Consider the following 23,730-nt stretch of genomic DNA (forward strand, 5'->3'; position numbering starts at 1 on the left):
CCACCCCCCCCCCCCCCCCCCCCCCCCCCCCCCCCCCCCCCCCCCCCCCCCCCCCCCCCCCCCCTCCCCCCCCACGGCAGGCAGGCGAGGGACGCTCCTGCGGGGCAGGGGCTACAACAGGCCGTCCCACATCTGCTCCAGCAGCACCGACCACCAGCTCTCCGGCGAACCGAGCGCCGCCGGGTCCAGGGCGGCCAGCTGCGCCTGGAAGTCCACCGTCCAGCGGCCCGCCTGCTCCTGGTTCAGCCCGTACCTCAGGCGCCACATCCGGCCCAGCAGCGCCAGGCAGCGCCCGAACTCCGGCAGCCCGGTGTTCACGAACTGCGGCGGCACCGGCGCACCCCCCGAACCCGCCTCCACCGGCACGGCCACGATGTTCGCCGTCCCGTACTGCACACAGAGCGCCTTGCCGAAGTCGGTGCCCATCACCAGGTACGAGCCCGCGTCCGGCGCCGCCGCCACCCCGCGCTCGGCCGCCAGCTCCGCCAGCGTCGGCACCGGCCGCCCCGGCTGCGCCTGCGCCCAGAAGAACGGGCCCATGTCGAGCGGGAGTCCGGCCACCACCAGGGTGTGCGCCACGATCGGTGGCACACCCTGCCGGGACACCGCCCGCTGCTCGAACCGGAAGATCCCCGGCCCGAACGCCGCCGCCAGCTCCTGCGCGACCCCCTCCGGCGGCACCGGCGGCGCGGGCCGCACCGGCGGCAGCGGCGCCCGCACCGGCGCCGGCCGCGCGGGGCCGTCCGCCACCTGGTGCAACTCGCCCTGGTGGGCCAGCAACTGGTGCATGCCCTGCCGCCGGCCCGCGTGGTCCGTGCCGTACGGCGCGATGCTCGTGATCCGCGCCTGCGGCCACTGCTCGCGGATCATCCGCGCGCAGTAGGCACCCGGCAGCTCGCACGACTCCAGCTCGGTGTGCAGCTCCAGCACCTGGTCCGGCGGCACGTTCATGGCCCGCAGCTCGTGGAAGATCTGCCACTCCGGGTGCGGCACGCCCGGCGCCGAACGCCGGATCAGCTGCCGCTCGGAACCGTCCTGCGCGCGGTAGCGCAGGACGGCCTGGTAGCCGGGGCCCACCGTCGGCTGCCCCTGCGGATACCCGTACCCCTGCCCCGGCCCCGGCACGGGCGCGCCCGGCGGCGGCATCGCACCGGGCGGCACACCGGGGGCGGGCGGCGGGGGCACAGGCGCGGCGTTCGGGCCGGCTCCGTGGGGAGCGCCGCCCGGACCGGCCACGGGGGGCGCGGACAGCACGGTCTCGGCGTGGTGCACGGCCCCGGGGACGCCCGGGACACCGGGCGCGTGCGGGGCAGGGGGCGCCTGAGGCGCGTGGGGTGCCCCAGGAGGCTGGGGGGCGCCCGGAGCATGGGGCGCCATCGGGGGCACCCCGGGGGCGCCCGGGGCCGCTGGGGCGCCGGGCGAGCCGGGCACGCCGGAGCTGCCCGCCGCTCCCTGCGCGCCCTGGACTCCCTGCGGACCGGCGACGCCCGGAGCACCCGGGCCGGCCGGAGGCTGCTGTGCGCCCCCGCCCGGCCGGCCCGGGTCGGCCAGCATCGTGGCCGCCTGGTGCACGCCGCCCGGCGGCGTGACAGGCGGATTCGGCGCGCCCGGCGCCTGCGCGCCCTCCGCGCCCTCCACACCGGACCGCCCCTCCGGACCGTCCGGCCCGAGCGCCGACACCAGCTGGGTCGGCACGTACCCGCCCGCCGGGGCATCCGGCGCGGGCGGCGGCGTCGCACCACCCGGGCGCGCGCCCGGCAGGCCGGGAACACCCGGCGGCGGGGGCGGGGGCGGCGCGCCCGCTCCCCCGCGCCCCTTCCTCGGCGGCGGCGCCGCCTTGCTCGTCGCGGCGTCCGCGATGTCCCCCGCGTGCGGCGGAAGAGGCCGCCCCGGCGCACCCGGACCCGCCGGGGGCTGCGGATGGCCGTACGCCGACCCGCCCGGTGCCGGCGGGGGCGCCGTGCCGTGCGCCGGCGGGTACGGCGGTACGCCCGGCGCGGGCGCGGCCGGCGCCGCGGGTGCCTGCGGACGCGGATGGCCGTACGCCGACGCCTCCGGTGCCGGCGCGGGCGCGGCGCCCGGGCCGGCGGCGGGCACACCGGGAGCGGACGGACCGTCCGGCGCGTCCAGCGCCGGTGCGACCGCCGTCGGCGGCAACCGGCTACCGCCCGACATCAGCGCCGTCGGCGCATCCGCCGCCACCGACGGGGGACGCGGCGCGCCGTCCGAGTCGCTCAACGGCGGCGCGAACACCGTCGCGGGCAGCGGCACGGACCGGTCGTCCTCACCGGACGCCCCGTTCGTGTCGGTCCCGGCCCACGGCGTGGCCCCCGCGGGCACCTCCGCGGAAGGAGCCTCGCCGGACGCGCCCTGCGCACCACCGGCCGCCCCCGTCGGCACCCCGGCCCGCGTCCCGGCCGGCCCGCTCCCACCGGAGGTGGCCGCCGCACCCGGCGCCGTGCCATCCGCCGCCGGCCCGCCATCCGACTCCGCCGGACCCGGACCCGGCACCCCGGCCCCCGAAGAGACCGGGGCCGCACCGGGCGCATCCGCACCCGCAGCCCCCGGACCCGCCGGATCCCCCGCTCGCCGTTCCCCCGGCCCCAGCTTGTCCGCCGCCTCCTGCAACCACTCCGGAGGAGTCAGCAGGAACGACGTCTGGTTGAGGTCCAGCCGCGCGGGCGCCGGCGCCGGCACCGCGTCCCGCGGCTCGCCGGCGCGGCCGCACTCCTCCTCGTACCGGCGGATCACCTCGCCCACCGGCAGCGCGGGCCACAGCGTGGCCTCCCCGCTGTCCCGGGCGATCACGAGCCGCTGCCCGCCCGCGTCCGCACGCGGGCCCTCCGCCCGGTCCTCGCCCCACACCACGAACCCCAGCTCGAACTCCCGCACCCGCACCTCACGGTGCTGGTACACGGGCACGTCGCCGTTGATCCACTCCTCGGCGCGCTCCTGCGCCTGCGCGTACGTCACCATCGCGTGCAGCTCACTCCCCCACCGGGCCGGAAGACACCGGGACGACCCGGACGAAACCGCCGTCCACCATCAGACCGGCCACCGTCTCCAGCTCCGGCGGACTGCCGGCCAGCCGGGACAGGAACGCGTCGAAGTCGTCACCGCACGGCAGCAGCAGACGCTCCACCCGCTCCGCCGGCGACCACGACGGATCCACGTCCCGCACGTCGTCGTACGCGCAGAACCACACCGAACCGGCCCGCTCGCCCCTCACCTTCACCGCGAGCAGCCCGCCCTGCACGAACCCCACCCCGAGGTAATCCTTCGTCAGGTGGTCGCGCAGACACTTGTTCACATACACCAGGTCGTTGACCGCGGCCTCGTCCCGCACCGTGAAGAACGGCTGGTCCACCAGCAGCCCCAGCCCCGCGTCCAGCGCCGTGCCGACCGGCGCGCACCCGCCCGCCGCCTTCAGGAACGAGCGGTAGGCACCGGGCAGCCGATAGCCCAGATCCTCCTCGATCCCCTGCACCTGCGTCTCCGTCACCGCCACACCCGACTTCGGCAGCCCGAAGTGCGCCGGCCGCGACTCCTGCAACGGCCGCGTCCCCCGCTTGGCATGGTCCACCGGCGCCGTCGCCACCCCGCCGTGATGCCTCAACAGCGCCTTCACCTCGACCGGGACCAGCTCCAGCCGCCGGGTGCCCGCCACGTGATGCCACGTCCAGCCATGGGGCGTCGCCACCTTCGGCACCGTGTCCCACAACTCGTGCCCCGACGCCGCCAGCGCCGCGTTCGCCGACACGAAGTCCGTCAACCGCAACTCGTCGACCCCGAAACCCTCCGGGGGCTCGGCGATCTCCACCGCCACGCGCGCGTACGGCGAGAAATCGGGGTAACCGCGCTCGTCGACCCGTACCCCTCTCGGGTGACGTGCCGCCCGGACCGGATCCGGAAAGTGCACGACCTGCCCGGCATAGGCCGCGTTCGGCGGCGCGGCTCGCTGCCCGAGCCGACCTGTCGTCATGGCGGATGCCCCCTGCGGCGTTCTCTCTGGCCCTAAACGGCGGTGTCGATCGCGGATGGCGACAGCCTATGCGGTACGCGCACCCCGGTCACCGGCCCGCCACAACCCCGCACACCGCCCCCGCCCACCGGCCCCTCCCCCACCCGCGCCCGCACCACGACCCGCCACCGTGACCAGACGTCACCCCACCGTCACGCCACGCCCCGGAACGGGCGTGTCACACCGCCCCAGCTTCCCCACCAGCCACGGCATTTGGCACCCTAAGTCCTTCGGGGGGATGCCCCAGGGGAGGGAAACGATCATGACCACCGTGCAGACCGGAGGTGCCGACGTGCGGGCCGGCGACCCTCGCATCGACTGGAGCGGCACCGAAACACCCCCCACCCCCACCCTCCGGCACCGCCGCGACGGCATCCTGCCCGCCGTCGCCGCCGCCCTCTCCGTCCGCGGCACCACCCTCACCTGCACCGCCGCCCGCGGCGACCAGCCCCCCACCCTGCACCCCCTCGTCCAGGACTTCCTCGACGCCCTCACCAGCGCCCAACGCGACCGCTTCACCGGCCGCTGCGCCGAGACCATCCTCATCTCCCGGCACCTCACCACCGCCGACGCCGCCCGCAGCAAACGCGCCGCCCGCAGACCCATGAGCAACGGCGAGGCCCGCAAAGCCCTCAAACACGCCAAACTCACCGCCCGCCGCATACGCGAGGACGGCGACCCCCTGCACGGCCGCTTCGCCACCCCCTGCCGCGCCTGCACCGCCCTCAGCGCCCACTTCGGCGTCCGCATCGTCGACCCCACCACGACCGACGGCTGACCCGCCGCACCCGCCACCACCCCCGGCACACCCCGCCCCGGACCACCCGCCAAGCTCGACGAACGAAGGGCAGATGCACCCCGACCGCACCTCCACCACGCGCTTCCCCGTACCCGTCGACGCCGCCCTGCGCGCCGCCGGCTGGCAACCCGGACGCTGGGACATCAAACAGGCCGAGATCTGGGCCGACGCCCTGCGCGCCCACACCTCACCCGCCGGACACCGCCACACCGTCTTCCCCGCCGCCGTCGAGGCCTGGGCCGAATTCGGCGGCCTCACCATCACCCCCACCGGACCCGGCCGCCAGATCGCCCCCGCCGCCCTCCACCTCGACCCCCTGCACGGCCTCCACCTCGCCCGCACCCTCGGCGACCTCGGCCGCGCCCTCGGCACCCAGCTGTGCCCCCTCGGCGAGGAGACCGACACCGCCGCCCTCCTCGCCATCGACGCCGAAGGCCGCGTCTACACCCTCGACCACACCGGCGACTGGTACGCGGGCCCCGACATCGACCACGCCCTGACCACGCTCATCACCGGCATCCAGCCCGTACGCCTCACCGCCGGCTGACCCACCGCACACCCCCCAGGGCCCACACCACCGCCCCACTCGCGGCAGACACCCCGAGGCCCACACCACCACCCGCCCCGCGACAGACCCCCCGGGCTCACGCCGCCGGAATCACCGCCGACACCCGGAACCCACCCGCGTCCGTCGGACCCGACACGAACACACCCCCCAGCGCCACGACCCGCTCCCGCATCCCCACCAGACCGTTCCCACCCGACGGCAACCCCGCCGCCGACGCCGACGCCGGCTCCGGCGGCGGCTCGTTCTCCACCTGCATCGCGATCTCCGACACCCGGTGCGCCAACCGCACATACGTCTTCGCACCCGCCGCGTGCTTGTGGACGTTCGTCAACGCCTCCTGCACCACCCGGTACGCCGTCTGCTCGATCTCCGCCGGATACGACCGCGCCCGACCCTCCACCGACAGATCCACCACCATCCCCGCGGCCGCCGACTGCCCGACCAACTCCTCCAGCTCCGACAGGCACGGCCCCTCCGCCGCCCCCGCCTCGACCGCCGCACGGGAGGCCGCCGCCCGGGACGCCGCAGCCTCCGCCGCCTCCCCCACCGCGGCCAACGGCACCTCCGACGGACGCCGCACCGCGTCCTCACCCGCCCGCAACACCCCGAGCATCTCCCGCAACTCCGTCAACGCCTGCCGCCCCATGTCCCCCACCAGGGCCGCGTTCCGCACCGCCTTCTCCGGATCCTTCCGCGCCACCGCCTGCAACGCCGCCGCGTGCACCACCATCAGACTCACCCGGTGCGCCACCACGTCGTGCATCTCCCGCGCGATCCGCGTCCGCTCCTCCCCACGCGCCCACTCGGCCCGCTCCTCCGCCCGCTCCGCGAGCAGCTGAAGCTCCCGCTCCAGCGAATCCGCCCGCTCCCGCAAGCTCTCCATCAACCGCCGCCGCGCCCCCACGTACAACCCCAGCAGCACCGGCGGAGCCGTCAGCCCCAACGACGTCGTCACCGCCGCGAACGGCACGAACCAGTCACCCAGCGTGAGATCCCCGCGCGCCATGTCCTGCCGCACCCGCACGAACGTCACCACCGCCGTGCCCAGCAACGACATCCCCGACAACGCCCCGATCACCCGGCGCGGCAGCTCGCACGACGCCAGCGTGTACAGGCCGACGACCCCCATCAGGAAGCCCATCTCGGCCGGCGTCACCGCGATCGCCACCAGCACCACGGCGATCGGCCACTTCCGGCGCACCAGCAGCACCGAACCGGCGATCAGACCGAACACGACGCCCACCCACGCCGGTATCCCCGCCTCCCGGGCGAACGGCACCCCCTCCGCCGCGCACTCCGCCGCGGACAGCAGCGCGAGACCTCCGTCGAGCGCCGCGCTGCGCCACCTCGCCCACCACCACGGGCCGGTCAAGGCCCTGGCATGGTCTTCCCCCGTCGTGGTCATGCCTCCAGCCTACGGGCGAGGGGTGCGGCTTTTCCGGTGACTTTCTCCTACCTCCACACACCACACTCGGTAACCGAACACCTTCGAAACCTCCCCCTATCCCTCGAACTGGTGAACCTCACCCATCCACCCCCGGAACCACGCATTCCGGCCGGACGGTATGTCCATGGCACAGACGTACGGCAAATACGCCGACTTCGAGGGACTGCGGGAACGCGCGGTGGCCTTGCGGCGGGAGGGGCTGAGCCGCCGGCAGATCCGCGACCGGCTGCGCGTCGACAACAACGACATCCTCAACCGCCTCCTGGAGGGCGAGCCACCGCCCGAGTGGACGAAGCGCCCCAATGCCAAGGACGACCTGCGGGACCGGGCGCGGGAGCTGCGGCTCCAGGGCTGGACGTACGACCGGATCCAGCTGGAGCTGGGGTGCTCGAAGAGTTCCGTCTCGCTGTGGGTGCGGGACCTGCCGAAGCCCGAGCCGCGCTACACACCCGAGGAACAACGTGCCCTGATGAACGAGGGCCTGGCGCACCTGCGGGCCGCGCGCGACCGCGAGCGCGAGGAGACCAAGCGGCGAGCGGCGGCGGCCGTCGGGGGACTGTCCGACCGCGAACTGTTCCTGGTCGGCGTCGGCCTGTACTGGGCGGAGGGCGCCAAGGACAAACCGTACGACCGCCGGGAGAACGTCATCTTCGTGAACAGCGATCCCGGGGTGATCAAAGTCTTCCTGGCGTGGCTCGACCTGCTCCAAGTGGAACGGGGGCGCCTGCGGTTCCACGTGATGATCCACGAGAACGCCGACGTGGAGGGGGCCGAACGCTACTGGGCCGACCTGGTCGGCGCCGACTCCTCCGCCTTCCGCAAGACCACGCTCAAGAAGCACAACCCCAAGACGGTCCGCAAGAACACCGGGGACACCTATCGCGGCTGCCTGGCGATCAGAGTCCTGAAGGGCGCCGACTTGTACCGTCGCATCGAAGGCAGTTGGTACGGCATAGTGTTGGGTGTCGACTCGACGACCTGACCAAATGTCCGGTTTAGCCGAGTTTTATCCCCCATGGTGTAACTAGGCAGCACTGAGGGTTTTGGTCCCTTAAGTTCAGGTTCAAATCCTGATGGGGGAGCCGCCTGCACGCGGGCCCTGACCTCTCCGTCAGGGCCCGCACCCATTTCCCCTCCCCCACCCCACCCCCCGGTATCCTGCGGCTGTCACCCCCACCCACCCCCAGCCGAAGGGCAACCCCGTGAGTGCCATCCGCCCGGCAGCCGTCGTCGTTCTCGCAGCGGGTGAGGGCACCCGTATGAAGTCGGCCACACCGAAGGTCCTGCACGAGATCTGCGGCCGCTCCCTCGTCGGCCATGTCCTGGCCGCCGCCCGCGCACTGACCCCGCGGAACCTCGTCGTCGTGGTCGGCCACGCCCGCGAGCAGGTCGGTGCCCACCTCGCCGAGATCGACCCGGACACCAGGACCGCCGTGCAGGCGGAGCAGAACGGCACCGGGCACGCGGTGCGGATGGGCCTGGAGGAGCTGGGCGGCGCCGTGGACGGCACCGTCGTCGTCGTGTGCGGGGACACGCCCCTGCTGACCGCCGAGACGCTCCAGCGGCTCACCGAGGCGCACCACGCGGACGGCAACGCCGTCACGGTGCTCACCGCCGAGGTGCCGGACGCCACCGGTTACGGCCGGATCGTGCGGGACGAGGCCACGGGTGCCGTCACCGCGATCGTGGAGCACAAGGACGCGACGGACGCCCAGCGGTCGATCCGGGAGATCAACAGCGGGGTGTTCGCGTTCGACGGGCAGTTGCTGGCGGACGCGCTGAAGAAGGTGCGCACGGACAACAGCCAGGGCGAGGAGTACCTGACGGACGTGCTCGGGATCCTGCGGGACGCGGGGCACCGGGTGGGCGCGTCGGTCGCGGCCGATCACCGGGAGATCGCGGGGATCAACAACCGGGTGCAGCTCGCCGAGGCGCGCCGCATCCTGAACGACCGGCTGCTGACGCGGGCGATGCTGGACGGGGTGACGGTGGTCGACCCGGCCACCACCTGGGTGGATGTGACGGTGACGTTCGAGCGGGACGCCGTGGTGCAGCCGGGGACGCAGCTGACCGGGTCCACGCATCTGGGTGAGGGTGCCGAGGTCGGTCCGAACAGCCGGCTGAAGGACACGCACGTGGGTGCGGGGGCGCGGGTGGACAACACGGTGTCCGACGGGGCCCGGATCGGTGAGGGGGCGAGCGTGGGGCCGTACGCGTACCTGCGGCCCGGTACCCGGCTGGGCGCGAAGGGCAAGATCGGGACGTACGTCGAGACGAAGAACGCGTCGATCGGGGAGGGCACGAAGGTGCCTCACCTGTCGTACGTCGGGGACGCGACGATCGGTGAGTACACGAACATCGGCGCGGCGAGCGTGTTCGTGAACTACGACGGGCAGGACAAGCATCACACGACGATCGGGTCGCACTGCCGGACCGGTTCGGACAACATGTTTGTGGCACCTGTCACGGTCGGGGACGGTGCCTACACCGCCGCCGGGTCGGTGATCACGAAGGATGTGCCGCCGGGTTCGCTGGCCGTGGCCCGTGGTCAGCAGCGGAATATCGAGGGTTGGGTGGCCCGGAAGCGGCCGGGGAGCGCGGCGGCGAAGGCGGCCGAGGCGGTGTCCCGGCGGGGCGAGAGCGAGGACTGACCGGAAACGTGTGCGCCAAACACGGCGTACCGTGATAAGTGCACATCCGCACGTGTGCACCCCGCACCCTTACCAGCTGATTCGGCCTCTCCTGCCCAGCCGAGAGGTCGTAGAGCAGCCGGCTGGCTGAGACAACCTCTGAGGAGACTGTGCTGTGACCGGGATCAAGACGACCGGCGAGAAGAAGTTGATGTTCTTCTCCGGCCGCGCCCACCCCGAGCTTGCCGAGGAGGTCGCCCAGCAGCTGGGTGTCGGGGTCGTCCCGACGAAGGCCTTCGACTTCGCGAACGGTGAGATCTATGTCCGTTACCAGGAGTCGGCGCGTGGTGCGGACTGCTTCCTGATCCAGAGCCACACGGCTCCGATCAACAAGTGGATCATGGAGCAGCTGATCATGATCGATGCGCTGAAGCGGGCTTCGGCGCGGTCGATCACCGTCATCGTGCCGTTCTACGGTTACGCGCGGCAGGACAAGAAGCACCGGGGTCGTGAACCGATCTCGGCGCGTCTGATCGCGGACATGATGAAGACGGCGGGTGCCGACCGGATCCTGACGGTGGACCTGCACACGGATCAGATCCAGGGCTTCTTCGACGGTCCGGTGGACCATCTGTTCGCGCTGCCGCTGCTGGCGGACTACGTGGGGCGGAAGGTGGACCGGCAGAAGCTGACGGTGGTGTCGCCGGACGCGGGCCGGGTGCGGGTGGCGGACCGGTGGTGCGACCGGCTCGGTGCGCCGCTGGCGATCGTGCACAAGCGGCGTGACAAGGACGTGGCGAACCAGGTGACGGTCCACGAGGTGGTGGGCGAGGTCGAGGGTCGCGTGTGTGTGCTCGTGGACGACATGATCGACACGGGTGGCACGATCTGTGCCGCGGCGGACGCGCTGTTCGCGCACGGTGCGGAGGACGTCATCGTGACGGCGACGCACGGTGTGCTGTCGGGTCCGGCGGCGGACCGGCTGAAGAACTCGCGGGTGAGCGAGTTCGTGTTCACGAACACGCTGCCGACGCCGGGGGAGCTGGGCCGGGATCTGGACAAGATCACGGTGCTGTCGATCGCTCCGACGATCGCGAGCGCGGTGCGTGAGGTGTTCGAGGATGGTTCGGTGACGAGCCTGTTCGACGAGCAGTGAGGTTTCTGCCGGTCCGTGGTGCGGGCCGGCGGGTGATCCTTTTGGGTGCGGCCTCCCCCTCCGAGTAGACTGCGTGAGTTGCTCGGCGAGGGAGGCCGTACTCGCGTCTGCGAATACGGCGGTCCGTTATCGACGCGCTCTTCGTAGCAGGCCGTTCGTGGCCGGGTGACCACGTCCGTTCCGAGTTCCTACGAGGAGTGATCCACATGTCCGAGGTGAAGCTCGCCGCCGAGTCCCGCACCGAGTTCGGCAAGGGTGCGGCCCGTCGCATCCGCCGTGACAACAAGGTGCCGGTCGTTCTGTACGGCCACGGCACCGAGCCGGTGCACCTGGCCCTGCCGGGTCACGAGCTGCTGCTGGCGCTGCGTACGCCGAACGTCCTGATCTCCCTGGACATCGACGGCAAGACCAACGAGCTGGCGATCCCGAAGGCCGTGCAGCGCGACCCGCTGAAGGGTTTCCTGGAGCACGTGGACCTGCTGCTGGTCAAGCGTGGCGAGAAGGTCAACGTCGACATCTTCGTGCACACCGAGGGTGAGCTGGCGCCCGGTGGCAACCTGCTGGAGCACGTGCTGAACGCGCTGCCGGTCGAGACCGAGGCCACGCACATCCCGGAGTCGGTCACCGTCTCCGTGGAGGGTCTGGAGGCCGGTGCCTCCGTCCTCGCCAAGGACATCCCCCTGCCGGCCGGCACCACGCTGGCCGTCGAGGAGGACACGGTCGTCCTTCAGGTCCTGGCCGCCCAGGCCGAGGAGTCCGAGGGCGAGTCCGCCGAGGGTGAGTCCGCCGAGGCCTGATCCTCTCAAGTCGTCGTTTCGTCAGCCGCTGTTCCCCCGGGGGGCAGCGGCTGGCGCGTATCAAGGAGAGATGGACGTGACCACTCCCGCCAGTGTCCCGTGGCTGATCGTCGGGCTCGGCAATCCGGGGCCGGAGTACGCGATGAACCGGCACAATGTCGGTTTCATGGTGGCGGACCTGCTCGCGGAGCGGATCGGGGGGAGGTTCAAGCGGGCGGGCAAGGCGCAGGCGCAGGTGCTGGAGGGGCGGATCGGCCCGGCCGGGCCGGCGAGCCGTCGGGTGATCCTGGCGAAGCCGATGTCGTTCATGAATCTGTCCGGCGGTCCGGTGAACGCGCTGCGGGACTTCTACAAGGTTCCGGTGGGGAACATCGTGGCGGTCCATGACGAGCTGGACATCGACTACGGCACGCTGCGGCTGAAGCTGGGCGGCGGGGACAACGGGCACAACGGTCTGAAGTCGATGACGAAGGCGATGGGGCCGGATTACCACCGGGTGCGGTTCGGGATCGGCCGGCCGCCGGGGCGGATGCAGGTGGCCGATTTCGTGCTGAAGGACTTCGCGTCGGTGGAGCGCAAGGAGCTGGACTTCTTCGTGGACCGTGCGGCGGACGCGGTGGAGTGTCTGGTGACGGAGGGGCTGGAGCGGGCGCAGGGTGCGTACAACTCCTGACTTGTCCGGTCGGGTCGCCCACCGGAGTTGACCGGTCGTAGGGGTATGGCCAATGATCCCGGCCATGCCTGCCACCGCCAGTACCGCTCGTCAGGCGTCCGGGACCGCGCTGCGGTTCGGCCGGGTCGCCGCGATGGGAGCGCTCGCCGCGCTGATCCTGTTCGCCGGGGTGTGGGGTTCCTGGGGGACCGCGCAGCACGTGATGCTGGCGAAGGGGCGTGAGTCCGGCACGGTGAAGGTGACGCGGTGCGCCGGGGACGCCTGTACGGGGCCGTTCACGCCGGCGTCGGCCGGGGGGCGGGCTCGGGCGCGCGTGGAGCTGGCGAGGTCCGTGGCGGTGCGTACGGGGACGACGTACGACGTGGTGCTGAAGCCGGGCACGGGGGAGGCGGTGCGGTCGGGTGCGGCGGGGGTCCTGCTGGCCTGGCTGCCGCTGGGCGGCGCGCTGCTGCTGGCGTCGGTGGTGGTCGCGGGCGGGATGCGGCTGGCGCGGCCGGCGTGGGTGCTGGGGCTGGCCGGCGTGGGGCTGCTGACGGCGGCGTTCGTGGCGGTGCGCTGAGCGCGCGCCGTGCCGGGGATACGGGGGTGCCCCCGGGGTCGTACGACCTCGGGGGCACCCTTTTCGCACCGGGGGTCAGCCGGTGTTGCGCAGGCCGGCCGCCACGCCGTTGACGGTGAGGAGCAGGGCGCGGGAGAGCAGCGGGTCGGGGTTGACTCCGGCCGCGGCGGCGTCGCGCTGCCGCTTGAGCAGGGCGACCTGGAGGTAGGAGATGGGGTCCAGGTAGGCGTCGCGGATGGCGAAGGTCTGCTTGAGGACGGGCTGGGCGTCCAGCAGTTCCTTCTCGCCGGTGACCTTCAGGACCTCGGCGACGGTCAGCTCGTGTTCGGCCTTGATGGTGTCGAAGACGTGCTTGAGCTGGTCGGGGACGAGGGTGTCGACGTAGTGCTGGGCGATCCGCAGGTCCGTCTTGGCGAGGGTCATCTCGACGTTGGAGATGAAGTTGCGGAAGAAGTGCCACTGCTGGTGCATCTCGTCGAGGACGGTGTCCAGGCCGGCCTCGCGCAGGGCCTTCAGGCCGGAGCCGACGCCGAACCAGCCGGGGACGATCTGCCGGGACTGGGTCCAGCCGAACACCCACGGGATGGCGCGCAGGCCGTCGAGCGAGACGCCGGAGCCGGGGCGGCGGGAGGGACGGGAGCCCAGGTGCAGGTCGGCGAGCTGGTCGACCGGTGTCGACGCGAGGAAGTACGTGGGCAGGTCCGGGTCCTCGACGAGGCGCCGGTAGGCGGCGTGGGCGGCGTCGGAGACGACGTCCATGGCCGCGTCCCAGCGGGCGAGGGCCTCGTCGGACTGGCGGGGCGCGGTGTGCAGGGCGGAGGCCTGCAGGGTGGCCGCGACCGTCAGTTCCAGGTTCTCCCGGGCGAGGGAGGGGATGAGGTACTTGTCGGAGATGACCTCGCCCTGCTCGGTGACCTTGATCTCGCCCTCCAGGGTGCCCCAGGGCTGGGCGAGGATGGCGTCGTGGGAGGGGCCGCCGCCGCGGCCGACGGTGCCGCCGCGGCCGTGGAAGAGGCGCAGGCGGACGCCGTAGCGGTGGGCGACGTCGCGCAGTCGGCGCTGGGCGCGGTGGATCTCCCACTGGCTGGTGGTGATGCCGCCGAACTTGGAGGAGTCGGAGTAGCCGAGCATGACCTCCTGGACGTCGCCGCGCAGCGCGACCAGGCGCCGGTAGGACGGGTCGGAGAGCATGTCCTCCAGGATGGTGTCGGCGGCCTTCAGCTCGTCGGTGGTCTCCAGCAGCGGGACGATGCCGATCTTCGCCCAGCCGGCGTGCAGGTCGAGGAGGCCGGCCTCGCGGGCGAGGACGGTGGCGGCGAAGACGTCGTCGGCGCCCTGGCACATGGAGATGATGTAGGACTCGATGACCTCGGGGCCGAAGACCTCCAGGGCCTTCCTGACCGTCTGGAAGACGCCGAGGGTCTTCTCGCCGGCGGCGTCGACGGGGGCCGGGCTCGGGGCGAGCGGCCTCCTGGAGCGCAGTTCCTTGGCGAGGAGCTTGGCCCGGTATTCGCGGGGCATGTCGGCGTAGCGCCAGGACTCCTCGCCGAGCCGGTCGAAGAGCTGGCCGAGGGCGTGGTGGTGGGCGTCGGCGTGTTCGCGGACGTCCATGGTGGCGAGCTGGAGGCCGAAGGCGGCCAGGGTGCGGATGGTGCGGGCCAGGCGGCCGTCGGCGAACAGGCCGCCGCGGTGTTCGCGCAGGGAGGCCTGGATGATCCTGAGGTCGTTCAGCAGCTCGCCGGTGCCGAGGTAGTCGCGGCCGTCCTCGTGGGGGGTGCCCTTGGCGAGGCGCTGCTTGGTGTTGACCAGCTTCTGCCGGACGCAGGTGGCCTTGAGCCGGTAGGGCTCCTCGGCGTTCAGGCGCTTGTAGCGGGGGCTGATCTCGGGGAGCAGCTCCAGGTCGGTCTTGAGGGAGTCGAGCAGCTCTTCGGTGGCTCCGGTGTAGCGGATGGAGTTGGAGAGCAGGCCGCGCAGCTCGTCGATCATCTCCAGGGCGTCGTTGATGCCGTGTTCGTGCTGGAGGATGAGGACGTCCCAGGTGACCTGGGGGGTGACGTTGGGGTTGCCGTCGCGGTCGCCGCCGATCCAGGTGCCGAAGGTGAGCGGGCGGGTGTCGTCGGGGAGCTTGACGCCGACGCGTTCCAGTTCCGCGGTCAGGTCCTCCAGGACGTCGCCGACGGCGCCGGCGTGCAGTTCGTCCAGGTAGTAGATGGCGTTGCGGGCCTCGTCGGCGGGTTCGGGGCGGACGACGCGCAGCTCGTCGGTCTGCCAGACGAGGTCGATGTTCTCGGCGAGGCGGACGTCGTGGCGGCGCCGGTCGGTGTCGAGGACGGGGGTGTCCAGGAGGGCCGCGATGCGCCGGAGCTTGTTGAGGACGGACCGGCGGGCGGCCTCGGTGGGGTGGGCGGTGAAGACCGGGCGGACGTTGAGGTTCTGCACGGTCTGGCGCAGGTGCTCGGGGTCGGCGTCCTTGAGCCGGTCGGCGGTGCGGGAGAGCAGGCCGCCCTCGGCGGCGCGGCGGGCGCGCAGCTCCCGGCCGCGGTGCACCTGCTCGGTGACGTTGGCGAGGTGGAAGTAGGTGGAGAAGGCGCGGACCAGCTTGGCCGCGGTCTCCAGTTCGGTGCCACGCAGCAGCTCGGCGGCGGCTTCGCCGTCCTCGCGGGTGAGGCGGCGGACCTTCTCGACCAGTTCGAGGAGTTCGGGGCCCTCCTGCCGGACGAGGGTCTCGCCCAGCAGGTCGCCCAGCCGGCGGATGTCGGCGCGCAGCTCGCTGCCGGTTGTGGTGGTCTGGTCGTCGGCACTGCTCACAGGTTGCGGCTCCTTGCAGTGTTGAAGCTCGGCTGGCGGGGAACCCGGCCGGCCACCGCGCGCGGCGGGGCGCCGCATACGGGCCGTGGCGTCCGGGAAGGAAACTTCAGCGGACCGCGCTGTCCGACCGGTTCCAAGGATAGGTGGCGATGTGGACGCGCAGGGTCTGGGGCTCTTGCCGCGGCGTGACGCGCTGCCATACTTACGATGCCGTAGGTTACGGAACCGTAGGGAAGCGTCGTCGAGTCCCGTCCGGTCCCGGCGGCCCCCGGCATCCGACTGGACCCTCGACCCCACAGGGGACGCGTATGACCTCAAGCTCCGATGTGATCGACGAGGCCCGCGAGGCCACCGACACACCTGCTCCTTCCGCCACGCTGGGCGGTGAGCGCAAGCGTTCGATCGAGCAGATCACGCTGCTGCTCTTCATCACGGTGCCGTTCCTGGCGCTGGTGGCGGCGGTGCCGCTGGCCTGGGGATGGGGGGTGAGCTGGCTGGATCTCGGCCTGCTGGTGTTCTTCTACTTCCTCGGGTGCCACGGCATCACGATCGGTTTCCACCGGTACTTCACCCACGGCTCGTTCAAGGCCAAGCGGCCCCTGCGGATCGCGCTGGCGATCATGGGCTCGCTCGCGGTGGAGGGCCCGCTGGTGCGGTGGGTGGCCGATCACCGCAGGCATCACAAGTTCTCCGACGCCGAGGGCGATCCGCACTCCCCGTGGCGGTTCGGGGAGACGGTCCCGGCGCTGATGAAGGGCCTGTGGTGGGCGCACATCGGCTGGATGTTCGACGAGGAGCAGACCCCGCAGGAGAAGTACGCCCCGGACCTGGTCAAGGATCCGGCGATGCGGGCGATCTCCCGGCAGTTCGTGCTGTGGACGCTGGTGTCGCTGCTGCTGCCGCCGCTGATCGGCGGGCTGGTGACGATGTCGTGGTGGGGCGCGTTCACCGCGTTCTTCTGGGGTTCACTCGTCCGGGTGGCGCTGTTGCACCATGTGACGTGGTCGATCAACTCGATCTGCCACGCGGTGGGCAAGCGGCCGTTCAAGTCGCGGGACCGCTCGGGCAACGTGTGGTGGCTGGCGATCCTGTCCTGCGGCGAGTCCTGGCACAACCTGCACCACGCCGACCCGACCTCGGCGCGGCACGGGGTGATGCGCGGCCAGCTGGACTCCTCGGCGCGGTTCATCCGCTGGTTCGAGCAGCTGGGCTGGGCGTACGACGTGCGCTGGCCGTCACGCTCGCGTATCGATTCGCGGCGTGACACCGGGGAAGGCGGTTCCCGGCGCCGGAGGGAGTCCGCCGAGGCGGCATGATTGACGCCGTGGCGACCGACTCCAGCAGCAATCCAGGCAACGACAAGCAGCGGCGGACCCGCCGGACCCGTATGACCGGTGCCGAGCGCCGCCAGCAGTTGCTGGAGATCGGTCGCACCCTTTTCGCGGCGAAGGGCTTCGAGGGCACGTCGGTGGAGGAGATCGCGGCGAAGGCCGGGGTGTCCAAGCCGGTGGTGTACGAGCACTTCGGCGGCAAGGAGGGGCTGTACGCGGTGGTGGTGGACCGGGAGATGCGCCGGCTGCTGGACATGGTCACCGGCTCGCTGACGGCCGGGCACCCGCGTGAGCTGTGCGAGCAGGCGGCGTTCGCGCTGCTGGACTACATCGAGGAGTACACGGACGGGTTCCGCATCCTGGTCCGCGACTCCCCCATCCCGCAGTCCACGGGGTCCTTCGCGTCCCTGATCTCCGACATCGCCACCCAGGTGGAGGACATCCTGGGCCGCGAGTTCAAGTCGCGGGGCTTCGATCCGAAGCTCGCCCCGCTGTACGCCCAGGCTCTGGTCGGGATGGTGGCGCTGACCGGGCAGTGGTGGCTGGACGTGCGCCGGCCGAAGAAGGCGGAGGTGGCGGCGCACCTGGTGAACCTGGCCTGGCACGGCCTGGACGGGCTGGAGCCGAAGCCGCGGTTGATAGGCCACCGCAAGGCGTAGGCCGGGCTCGCGGCACGCCCTCAGGGCCGCGGCCCCGTCCCGGCGGCCTCCTCGCGGGGGCCCCGTCCCGACGGCTTCACCGCGACGGCCTGACCGCGACCGCGAACAGCCGGCGGAACGGCAGGACCGTGCCGTAGGGGGTGCTCGGGTAGGCGGTGCGCAGCAGGTCCCGGTACTCCGCGAGGAACGCCTCGCGGGCCCCGGGGTCGTCGGCGAGCGCGGTCAGGACGGGCCGCAGCCCGGTCCCCTTCACCCAGTCGAGCACCGGGTCCTCGCCCTGCAGGACGTGCTGGTAGGTGGTCTGCCACACGTCGGCCGCGCAGCCGAGGCGGGCGAGGCGGTCCAGGTAGAGGCCGGGCGGATGCACGGAGTCCGTGGCGCGCGGGACGCCGGCGAGGCGGGAGCGCCAGCGGGGCGCGGCGGCGAGGTCGCGCAGCAGCGCGTGCAGCGGGGCGTCGAGGTTGTCGGGGACCTGGAAGGCGAGGGTGCCGCCGGGTTCCAGGGCGGCGATCCAGTCCGCGAACCGGTCGGCGTGGCCCGGCACCCATTGCAGGGTGGCGTTGGAGACGATCAGGTCGTACGGCTCCCCGGGCGTCCAGGTCCGCACGTCGGCGTGGGCGAAGTCGAGCCGGCCGCCGCCCGGCGTCGGCCCCTCGTGATCGGCGCGGGCCCGCTCCAGCATCTCGGGCGAGTTGTCGTAGCCCGTGACGCGGGCGGCGGGCAGGCGCTCGGCGAGCAGGGCGGTGACGTTGCCGGGGCCGCAGCCGAGGTCGGCGACGCGGGGCCGGTCGCGGGGCGGGCCGGGGACGCGGGCGAGGAGGTCGGTGAAGGCGCGGGCGCGGTGACCGGCGTGGCGCAGGTACTGGGCGGGGTCCCAGCGGGACGGGGGGACCGGACGGGAAGGCGTCATGTCCTCCACCTTCCCCCCACAGATCTCTCGACGTCAAGAGAGTCGATATCAAGAGACTTCACGTCGACACAACCACTACACTGATCTCCATGGAGGACGAGGTCGATCGGCTGGTCGCAGCGTGGCGCCGGGAGCGCCCCGACCTCGACGTGGAGCCGCTGGAAGTACTGAGCCGGGTCAGCCGGCTCGCCCGGCACCTGGACCGTGCGCGCCGGCTCGCCTTCGCCGAGCACCAGCTCGAGCCCTGGGAGTTCGACGTGCTGACCGCGCTGCGGCGCGCGGGCACGCCGTACCAGCTCTCCCCCGGCCAGCTGCTGACGCAGACCCTGGTCACCTCCGGCACGATGACCAACCGCATCGACCGGCTGGCGAAGAAGGGCCTGGTGGAGCGGCTGCCCGACCCCAGCGACCGGCGGGGGGTGCTGGTCCGGCTGACCGACGAGGGCCGGGACCGCGCGGACCAGGCGCTGGCGGGACTGCTGGAGCAGGAACGGGCGATCCTCGCCGAGCTGTCCCGCGCCCAGCGCGGTGAACTGGCGGGGCTGCTACGCCAGCTGACCGCCCCGTTCGACAACATCCCCGGTTAGGTCCGCCGGGCCCACCCCGGCCCGGCGGGCGAGCGCCACGGCGGCCAGCGTGGAGTGGACGCCCAGTTTGCCGAGGACGTTCTGCATGTGGGTGCGGACGGTGTGCGGGGAGAGGAACAGCCGCTCCGCGACGGCCTTGCGGCCGAGCCCGGCGACCATGCAGCGCAGCACCTCCCGTTCCCTGGGGGTGAGGGACTCCACCAGCCGCTCGCTCTCGGTGCGGTGCCGGCGGGCCGCCGTCAGCTCCTTCAGCACCCCGGTGAGCAGCGCGGGCGGCAGGTGCGTCTCGTCGCGCAGCACGCCCCGTATCACCGTCAGCAGCCGGGACAGCGAACAGTCCTTGGCGACCCAGCCGCAGGCGCCGGCCTGGAGGGCGTGGGCCGCGCGGCGCGGGTCGTCCTTCTCGGCGAGGACGACGCTGCGCACGCCGGGCTGGGCGGTGCGCACCCCGGCGACCAGGGAGATGCCGTCGACCAGGCCCTCCTCGTTGCCGTCGCGCACCGGTACGGCCGGGCGGGCGCCGGGCGGGGGGCCGCCCAGGTCGGCGTCGACCAGCAGGACGTCGTAGCGGCGGCCCTCGCCGGCCGCCCGTTCCAGGCAGCGCAGCGCGGCCGGGCCGCTGCCGGCGGCGAAGACGTCGACGTCCGGCTCGGCGGCCAGGGCCGCGGCCAGCGACTCGGCGAAGATGCGGTGGTCGTCGACGACGAGGACTCGGATACGAACCACGTAACCCCCTTCCCCGGGCTCCGCGTGGAGCAGGGGATGTCCAAGGTCCGGAAGGCTCCGGAAACAGGCCGGTCCGGCAATACCGGGAGAACATGCGGAGAACGACGACGCATCCGGACGCGGCACCCGTGGGCGGGGACACGCGCCGTACGGCTGCCGCCGTCACGGAGACCGCTGCCCCACCGCGGGCGCCGCACCCGCCTGTCTCGCCCCCTGAGCGGCACCGGCCCCCACCGGTGCTGTTCCACAGAGTACGGATGGCAGCACGCAGCGGAAGGAGATTTGCAGAACTGGCCGTCCGGCGCGTTTATGGTGTGCCGCATGTTTCGTATTGAGGCGGAAGTCGACAAGGGCCGACGTGATCTGCTCCGCTCGCGGCTGCGGGAGGCCAACACGGCCGCGTCCCCGGTGCTCGCCGCGCTGCGCGGCACCGCCGGCGAGCGCGAGGCACCCCTGCACGTGTGGGCGCTGGACTCCGCCGGCGACCTGGCGGGCGGCCTGGTCGGCCACACCTGGACGGCCTGGCTGCACATCACCTACCTGTGGGTCGACGCCCGTCACCGCGGCACGGGCCTCGGCTCCCGCCTGCTCGCCGAGGCGGAGCGCCTGGCCCTCGCCCGCGGCTGCGCCCGTGCCCGCCTGGAGACCTGGGACTTCCAGGCCCCCGGCTTCTACCGCAAACAGGGCTACGAGGTGGTCTGCGTGATCCCCGACTACCCCCCGGGGATCACGGAGTACACCCTGACGAAGCGGCTGGGCTGACGGGACCCCTCAGACGAGGCGCCGGGCGCCCGGCGAGGGGACCGCCTCGAAGGTGCGGGGAGCCGCGTGGCCGGCCGTGGCGAAGGCCTCCTCGACCGCCTTCGTCAGCGTGTCGACGTCCGTGGCCTCGGCGAGGACGATCGCCGAGCCGCCGAAACCGCCGCCGGTCATGCGGGCGCCGAGCGCGCCGTGGGCCAGGGCGGTGTCGACGACCAGGTCCAGTTCCGGGCAGGAGACGCGGAAGTCGTCGCGCAGGGAGGCGTGGCCCTCGGTGAGGACGGGGCCGATGGCGCGGGGGTCGCCGGCCCGCAGCAGGGCGACCGTGCGCTCGACCCGCTCGTCCTCCGTGACCACGTGCCGGACGAGGCGGACGACCTCCTCCTCGTCGCCGAGGCGGGCGAGGGCCGCGTCCAGGCCGTCGTACGGGATGTCGCGCAGGGCGTCGACGCCGAGCAGGGCCGCGCCCTTCTCGCAGCCGGCCCGGCGCCTGCCGTACTCGCCGCCGCTGTGCGCGTGCTTGACCTGGGTGTCCACCACCAGCAGCCGCAGTCCCCGGGCCGCGAGGTCGAAGGGGATCTGCCGCTGGGACAGGTCGCGGGTGTCCAGGAACAGCGCGTGGCCCGGCTCGCAGCAGGCCGACGCCGTCTGGTCCATGATGCCGGTCGGCGCGCCGACGTAGACGTTCTCGGCGCGCTGGCAGAGCCGGGCCAGCCGCCAGCGCTCCAGGCCCAGGCCGTGCAGGTCGCTCAGCGCGAGCGCGACCACGACCTCCAGGGCGGCGGAGGAGGACAGGCCCGCGCCGGTGGGCACCGTGGACGCCAGGTGGACGTCGGCGCCGGTGATCTCGTGGCCCGCCTCGCGCAGCGCCCACACGACACCCGCCGGGTACGCCGTCCAGTCCTGGTCGGTCCCGGGCGCGAGGGCGTCCAGGCGCAGTTCGACGATCCCGCCCCCGATGTCCGCCGAGTGCAGCCGCAGGACGCCGTCGGTGCGGCGGGAGACCGCCGCGAGCGCCTGGTGCGGCAGCGCGAACGGCATGACGAAGCCGTCGTTGTAGTCGGTGTGCTCGCCGATCAGGTTGACCCGGCCCGGCGCCGCCCAGACGCCCTCCGGCCGGGCGCCGTACAGCTCGGCGAAGCGGTCCGCGACCTGCTGTGCCCCCACTAGTGCTCCCTCGTGATGCTCTGCGCGAACTCCCACGCGTCCGCGACGATGCCCGCGAGGTCCGCGCGGGTCGGGTTCCAGCCCAGTTTCTCGCGGGCGGTGTCCGCGGAGGCGACCAGGACCGCCGGGTCGCCGCCCCGGCGCCCGGCGGTCACCTCGGGGATCGGGTGGCCGGTGACCTCGCGGACGGTCTCGATGACCTCGCGGACGGAGAAGCCGTTGCCGTTGCCGAGGTTGCAGATCAGGTGCTCGCCGGGGGCGGCGGCGCCCAGGGCCAGCAGGTGGGCGTCGGCCAGGTCCGCCACGTGGATGTAGTCGCGGACGCAGGTGCCGTCGGGGGTGGGGTAGTCGTCGCCGTAGACCGAGATCGCGTCGCGGCGGCCCTGGGCGACCTGGAGGACCAGCGGGATGAGGTGCGACTCGGGGTCGTGCCGCTCGCCGCAGGCGCCGTAGGCACCGGCCACGTTGAAGTAGCGCAGGGAGACCGCGGCCAGGCCGTGGGCGTGCGCCTCGCCGGTGATCATGTGGTCGACGGCGAGCTTGGAGGCGCCGTAGGGGCTGGTGGGCCGCGTCGGGGCGGTCTCCCGGATGGGGGTCTGCTCGGGCTCGCCGTAGGTGGCGGCGGTGGAGGAGAACACCAGCCTGCGCACGCCGGCCTCGCGCATCGCGGCGAGCAGCGCCATGCTGCCGCCGACGTTGTTGTCCCAGTACTTCTCCGGCTTCTGCACCGACTCGCCGACCTGCGAGAACGCCGCGAAGTGCAGCACGCCGTCGAAGGAGGGGTCGAGCCACTTGGCGGCGTCGCGGATGTCGCCCTCGATGAAGGCGGCACCGGCGGGCACGCCCGCGCGGAAGCCGGTGGAGAGGTTGTCCAGGACGGTGACCTCGTGCCCGGCCTCCAGCAGGTGCTGGGCCACGACACTGCCGACGTATCCCGCGCCACCCGTCACCAGGTACTTCATGAACTCGCTACCTCTCGCAGTCGCTCGGCCGCGCGCTCCGGCGGCACGTCGTTGATGAACACGTTCATGCCGGACTCGGAACCCGCGAGAAACTTCAGCTTGCCGGAAGTACGGCGGACGGTGAAAAGCTCGAGGTGGAGCGCGAAGTCGTCGCGCGTCACGCCGTCGAACTCCTCCAGCGTGCCGAACGGGGCCTGGTGCCAGGCCGCGATGTACGGCGTCGGAGGCTCACCCTCGCCGAAGATCCGGTCGAACCGCTTCAACAGTTCCAGATACACCTGGGGGAACTCTGTGCGTGCCGCCTCGTCCAGCGCGAGCAGATCGGGCACGCGGCGCTTGGGGTACAGGTGCACCTCGTACGGCCAGTGGGCCGCGTACGGCACGAAGGCCGCCCAGTGTTCACCCTCAAGGACGACCCGCTCGCCGGCGAGTTCCCTCTCCAGGACCGCGTCGAACAGGTTCTCCCCGCCGGTCGCCTCCCGGTGGGCGGCGAGCGAGCGGAGCATCAGCGCGGTGCGCGGGGTGGTGAAGGGGTAGGCGTAGATCTGCCCGTGCGGGTGGCCCAGGGTCACGCCGATCTCGGCGCCGCGGTTCTCGAAGCAGAACACCTGCTCCACGGAGGGCAGATGGGACAGCTCCGAGGTGCGGTCCGTCCACGCGTCCAGCACCAGGCGGGCCTGTCCGGGGGTGAGGTCGGCGAAGGAGGCGTCGTGGTCGGAGGTGAAGCAGACGACCTCGCAGCGCCCGGAGTCGCCCGCGAGGGAGGGGAAGCGGTTCTCGAAGACGGCGACGTCGTACGAGGAGTCGGGGATCTCGCTGAGCCGGTCGCCGTGCGTCGGGCACAACGGGCACTCGTCGGCCGGCGGGTGGTAGGTGCGGCCCTGGCGGTGCGAGGCGACGGCGACGCTGTCGCCGAGCAGCGGGTCGGGCCGGATCTCGGACGTGGTGACCGTACGGTCCAGCGGGCGCCGGTCCACCGCGTCGCGCACGGTGTCGTCCCGCAGGTCGTAGTAGATCAGCTCACGACCGTCGGCCAGCCGGGTCGAGGTCTTCTTCACGCCTGACTCCTCCACGTCCCCCACGCCATCACTCAACACAATCAAACATAACAGACCACAACTCGACAACGCCCCGCGCTCGATCACAATCAAACAAAGAACATCAGCCCAAG

Annotated in this window: 21 protein-coding genes; 12 read left to right on the top strand and 9 right to left on the bottom strand. The window is 72.6% G+C overall.

Features of this window, described 5'->3' with window-relative positions; all coding sequences use genetic code 11:
- Window positions 1-111: 111 nt before the first annotated feature.
- A complete protein-coding gene (locus ACZ63H_RS24545; RefSeq protein WP_469868379.1) occupies window positions 112-2,976 on the bottom strand; it encodes an SUKH-4 family immunity protein in 2,865 nt (954 codons plus the stop codon).
- 10 nt (window positions 2,977-2,986) lie between these two features.
- Window positions 2,987-3,982 (bottom strand): SMI1/KNR4 family protein, encoded by a 996-nt coding sequence (locus ACZ63H_RS24550; RefSeq protein WP_469868380.1) that lies wholly within the window; start codon window positions 3,980-3,982, stop codon window positions 2,987-2,989.
- A 301-nt stretch (window positions 3,983-4,283) separates the two neighbouring features.
- On the opposite strand from ACZ63H_RS24550, the gene ACZ63H_RS24555 reads away from it, so the two are divergent.
- Together ACZ63H_RS24555 and ACZ63H_RS24560 are read left to right on the top strand one after the other, a co-directional pair.
- Window positions 4,284-4,799, top strand: a complete 516-nt coding sequence (locus tag ACZ63H_RS24555) for a YwqJ-related putative deaminase (protein ID WP_469868382.1) — start codon at window positions 4,284-4,286, stop codon at window positions 4,797-4,799.
- Window positions 4,800-4,872: 73 nt separating this feature from the next.
- A complete protein-coding gene (locus ACZ63H_RS24560) occupies window positions 4,873-5,367 on the top strand; it encodes an SUKH-3 domain-containing protein (RefSeq protein ID WP_469868384.1) in 495 nt (164 codons plus the stop codon).
- A 97-nt stretch (window positions 5,368-5,464) separates the two neighbouring features.
- On the opposite strand, the gene ACZ63H_RS24565 is transcribed toward ACZ63H_RS24560, so the two are convergent.
- Window positions 5,465-6,793, bottom strand: coding sequence for a sensor histidine kinase (locus ACZ63H_RS24565; protein WP_469868386.1), 1,329 nt, complete (start codon window positions 6,791-6,793; stop codon window positions 5,465-5,467).
- A 166-nt stretch (window positions 6,794-6,959) separates the two neighbouring features.
- Between ACZ63H_RS24565 and ACZ63H_RS24570 the strand changes: the two genes are divergently transcribed.
- The 6 genes from ACZ63H_RS24570 to ACZ63H_RS24595 all read left to right on the top strand — a co-directional run bounded on the left by ACZ63H_RS24570 (window position 6,960) and on the right by ACZ63H_RS24595 (window position 12,650).
- A complete protein-coding gene (locus ACZ63H_RS24570; protein WP_469868388.1) occupies window positions 6,960-7,817 on the top strand; it encodes a hypothetical protein in 858 nt (285 codons plus the stop codon).
- Window positions 7,818-8,037: 220 nt separating this feature from the next.
- The gene (glmU, locus tag ACZ63H_RS24575) at window positions 8,038-9,486 is read left to right on the top strand and encodes a bifunctional UDP-N-acetylglucosamine diphosphorylase/glucosamine-1-phosphate N-acetyltransferase GlmU (RefSeq protein ID WP_469868389.1); all 1,449 of its coding nucleotides are present in this window, start codon (window positions 8,038-8,040) and stop codon (window positions 9,484-9,486) included.
- 154 nt (window positions 9,487-9,640) lie between these two features.
- Window positions 9,641-10,621 carry a ribose-phosphate diphosphokinase gene (locus ACZ63H_RS24580; RefSeq protein WP_469868391.1) on the top strand — a complete coding sequence of 327 codons (981 nt, stop codon included), beginning with the start codon at window positions 9,641-9,643 and terminating at the stop codon, window positions 10,619-10,621.
- Window positions 10,622-10,827: 206 nt separating this feature from the next.
- Window positions 10,828-11,418, top strand: a complete 591-nt coding sequence (locus ACZ63H_RS24585; protein ID WP_469868393.1) for a 50S ribosomal protein L25/general stress protein Ctc — start codon at window positions 10,828-10,830, stop codon at window positions 11,416-11,418.
- 70 nt (window positions 11,419-11,488) lie between these two features.
- Window positions 11,489-12,091, top strand: coding sequence for an aminoacyl-tRNA hydrolase (gene pth, locus ACZ63H_RS24590; RefSeq protein WP_469868395.1), 603 nt, complete (start codon window positions 11,489-11,491; stop codon window positions 12,089-12,091).
- A 52-nt stretch (window positions 12,092-12,143) separates the two neighbouring features.
- The gene (locus tag ACZ63H_RS24595; RefSeq protein WP_469868397.1) at window positions 12,144-12,650 is read left to right on the top strand and encodes a hypothetical protein; all 507 of its coding nucleotides are present in this window, start codon (window positions 12,144-12,146) and stop codon (window positions 12,648-12,650) included.
- A gap of 75 nt (window positions 12,651-12,725) precedes the next feature.
- Here the strand turns inward: ACZ63H_RS24595 and ppc are convergent, their stop codons facing one another.
- Window positions 12,726-15,458, bottom strand: coding sequence for a phosphoenolpyruvate carboxylase (gene ppc, locus ACZ63H_RS24600; RefSeq protein ID WP_469868399.1), 2,733 nt, complete (start codon window positions 15,456-15,458; stop codon window positions 12,726-12,728).
- Window positions 15,459-15,766: 308 nt separating this feature from the next.
- Between ppc and ACZ63H_RS24605 the strand changes: the two genes are divergently transcribed.
- Both ACZ63H_RS24605 and ACZ63H_RS24610 read left to right on the top strand, forming a co-directional pair.
- A complete protein-coding gene (locus tag ACZ63H_RS24605) occupies window positions 15,767-16,774 on the top strand; it encodes an acyl-CoA desaturase (RefSeq protein ID WP_469868400.1) in 1,008 nt (335 codons plus the stop codon).
- Window positions 16,771-17,448: a TetR/AcrR family transcriptional regulator gene (locus tag ACZ63H_RS24610; RefSeq protein ID WP_190012673.1), complete on the top strand. Its 678-nt coding sequence runs from the start codon at window positions 16,771-16,773 to the stop codon at window positions 17,446-17,448. The genes ACZ63H_RS24605 and ACZ63H_RS24610 overlap by 4 nt, the downstream gene beginning before the upstream one ends.
- Window positions 17,449-17,524: 76 nt before the next feature.
- On the opposite strand, the gene ACZ63H_RS24615 is transcribed toward ACZ63H_RS24610, so the two are convergent.
- A complete protein-coding gene (locus tag ACZ63H_RS24615; RefSeq protein WP_469868402.1) occupies window positions 17,525-18,358 on the bottom strand; it encodes a trans-aconitate 2-methyltransferase in 834 nt (277 codons plus the stop codon).
- A gap of 89 nt (window positions 18,359-18,447) precedes the next feature.
- On the opposite strand from ACZ63H_RS24615, the gene tamR reads away from it, so the two are divergent.
- Entirely contained in the window at window positions 18,448-18,945 is a 498-nt protein-coding gene (tamR, locus tag ACZ63H_RS24620) for a MarR family transcriptional regulator TamR (RefSeq protein WP_184966086.1), read from the top strand.
- Here the strand turns inward: tamR and ACZ63H_RS24625 are convergent.
- Entirely contained in the window at window positions 18,904-19,671 is a 768-nt protein-coding gene (locus tag ACZ63H_RS24625) for a LuxR C-terminal-related transcriptional regulator (RefSeq protein ID WP_469868404.1), read from the bottom strand. The genes tamR and ACZ63H_RS24625 overlap by 42 nt on opposite strands.
- A 309-nt stretch (window positions 19,672-19,980) precedes the next feature.
- Between ACZ63H_RS24625 and ACZ63H_RS24630 the strand changes: the two genes are divergently transcribed.
- A complete protein-coding gene (locus ACZ63H_RS24630) occupies window positions 19,981-20,433 on the top strand; it encodes a GNAT family N-acetyltransferase (RefSeq protein WP_469868406.1) in 453 nt (150 codons plus the stop codon).
- Window positions 20,434-20,442: 9 nt separating this feature from the next.
- Here the strand turns inward: ACZ63H_RS24630 and galK are convergent, their stop codons facing one another.
- Genes galK through galT form a run of 3 tightly spaced genes read right to left on the bottom strand, consistent with a single transcriptional unit; the run spans window position 20,443 to window position 23,617 of the window.
- Window positions 20,443-21,597: a galactokinase gene (gene galK, locus ACZ63H_RS24635; RefSeq protein WP_469868408.1), complete on the bottom strand. Its 1,155-nt coding sequence runs from the start codon at window positions 21,595-21,597 to the stop codon at window positions 20,443-20,445.
- Entirely contained in the window at window positions 21,597-22,559 is a 963-nt protein-coding gene (galE, locus tag ACZ63H_RS24640; RefSeq protein WP_469868410.1) for a UDP-glucose 4-epimerase GalE, read from the bottom strand. Before galE ends, galK begins: the two co-directional genes overlap by 1 nt.
- Window positions 22,556-23,617 carry a galactose-1-phosphate uridylyltransferase gene (gene galT, locus ACZ63H_RS24645; RefSeq protein ID WP_469868412.1) on the bottom strand — a complete coding sequence of 354 codons (1,062 nt, stop codon included), beginning with the start codon at window positions 23,615-23,617 and terminating at the stop codon, window positions 22,556-22,558. The genes galE and galT overlap by 4 nt, the downstream gene beginning before the upstream one ends.
- Window positions 23,618-23,730 lie beyond the last annotated feature (113 nt).

The organism is Streptomyces sp. NPDC104831, from assembly GCF_055583025.1.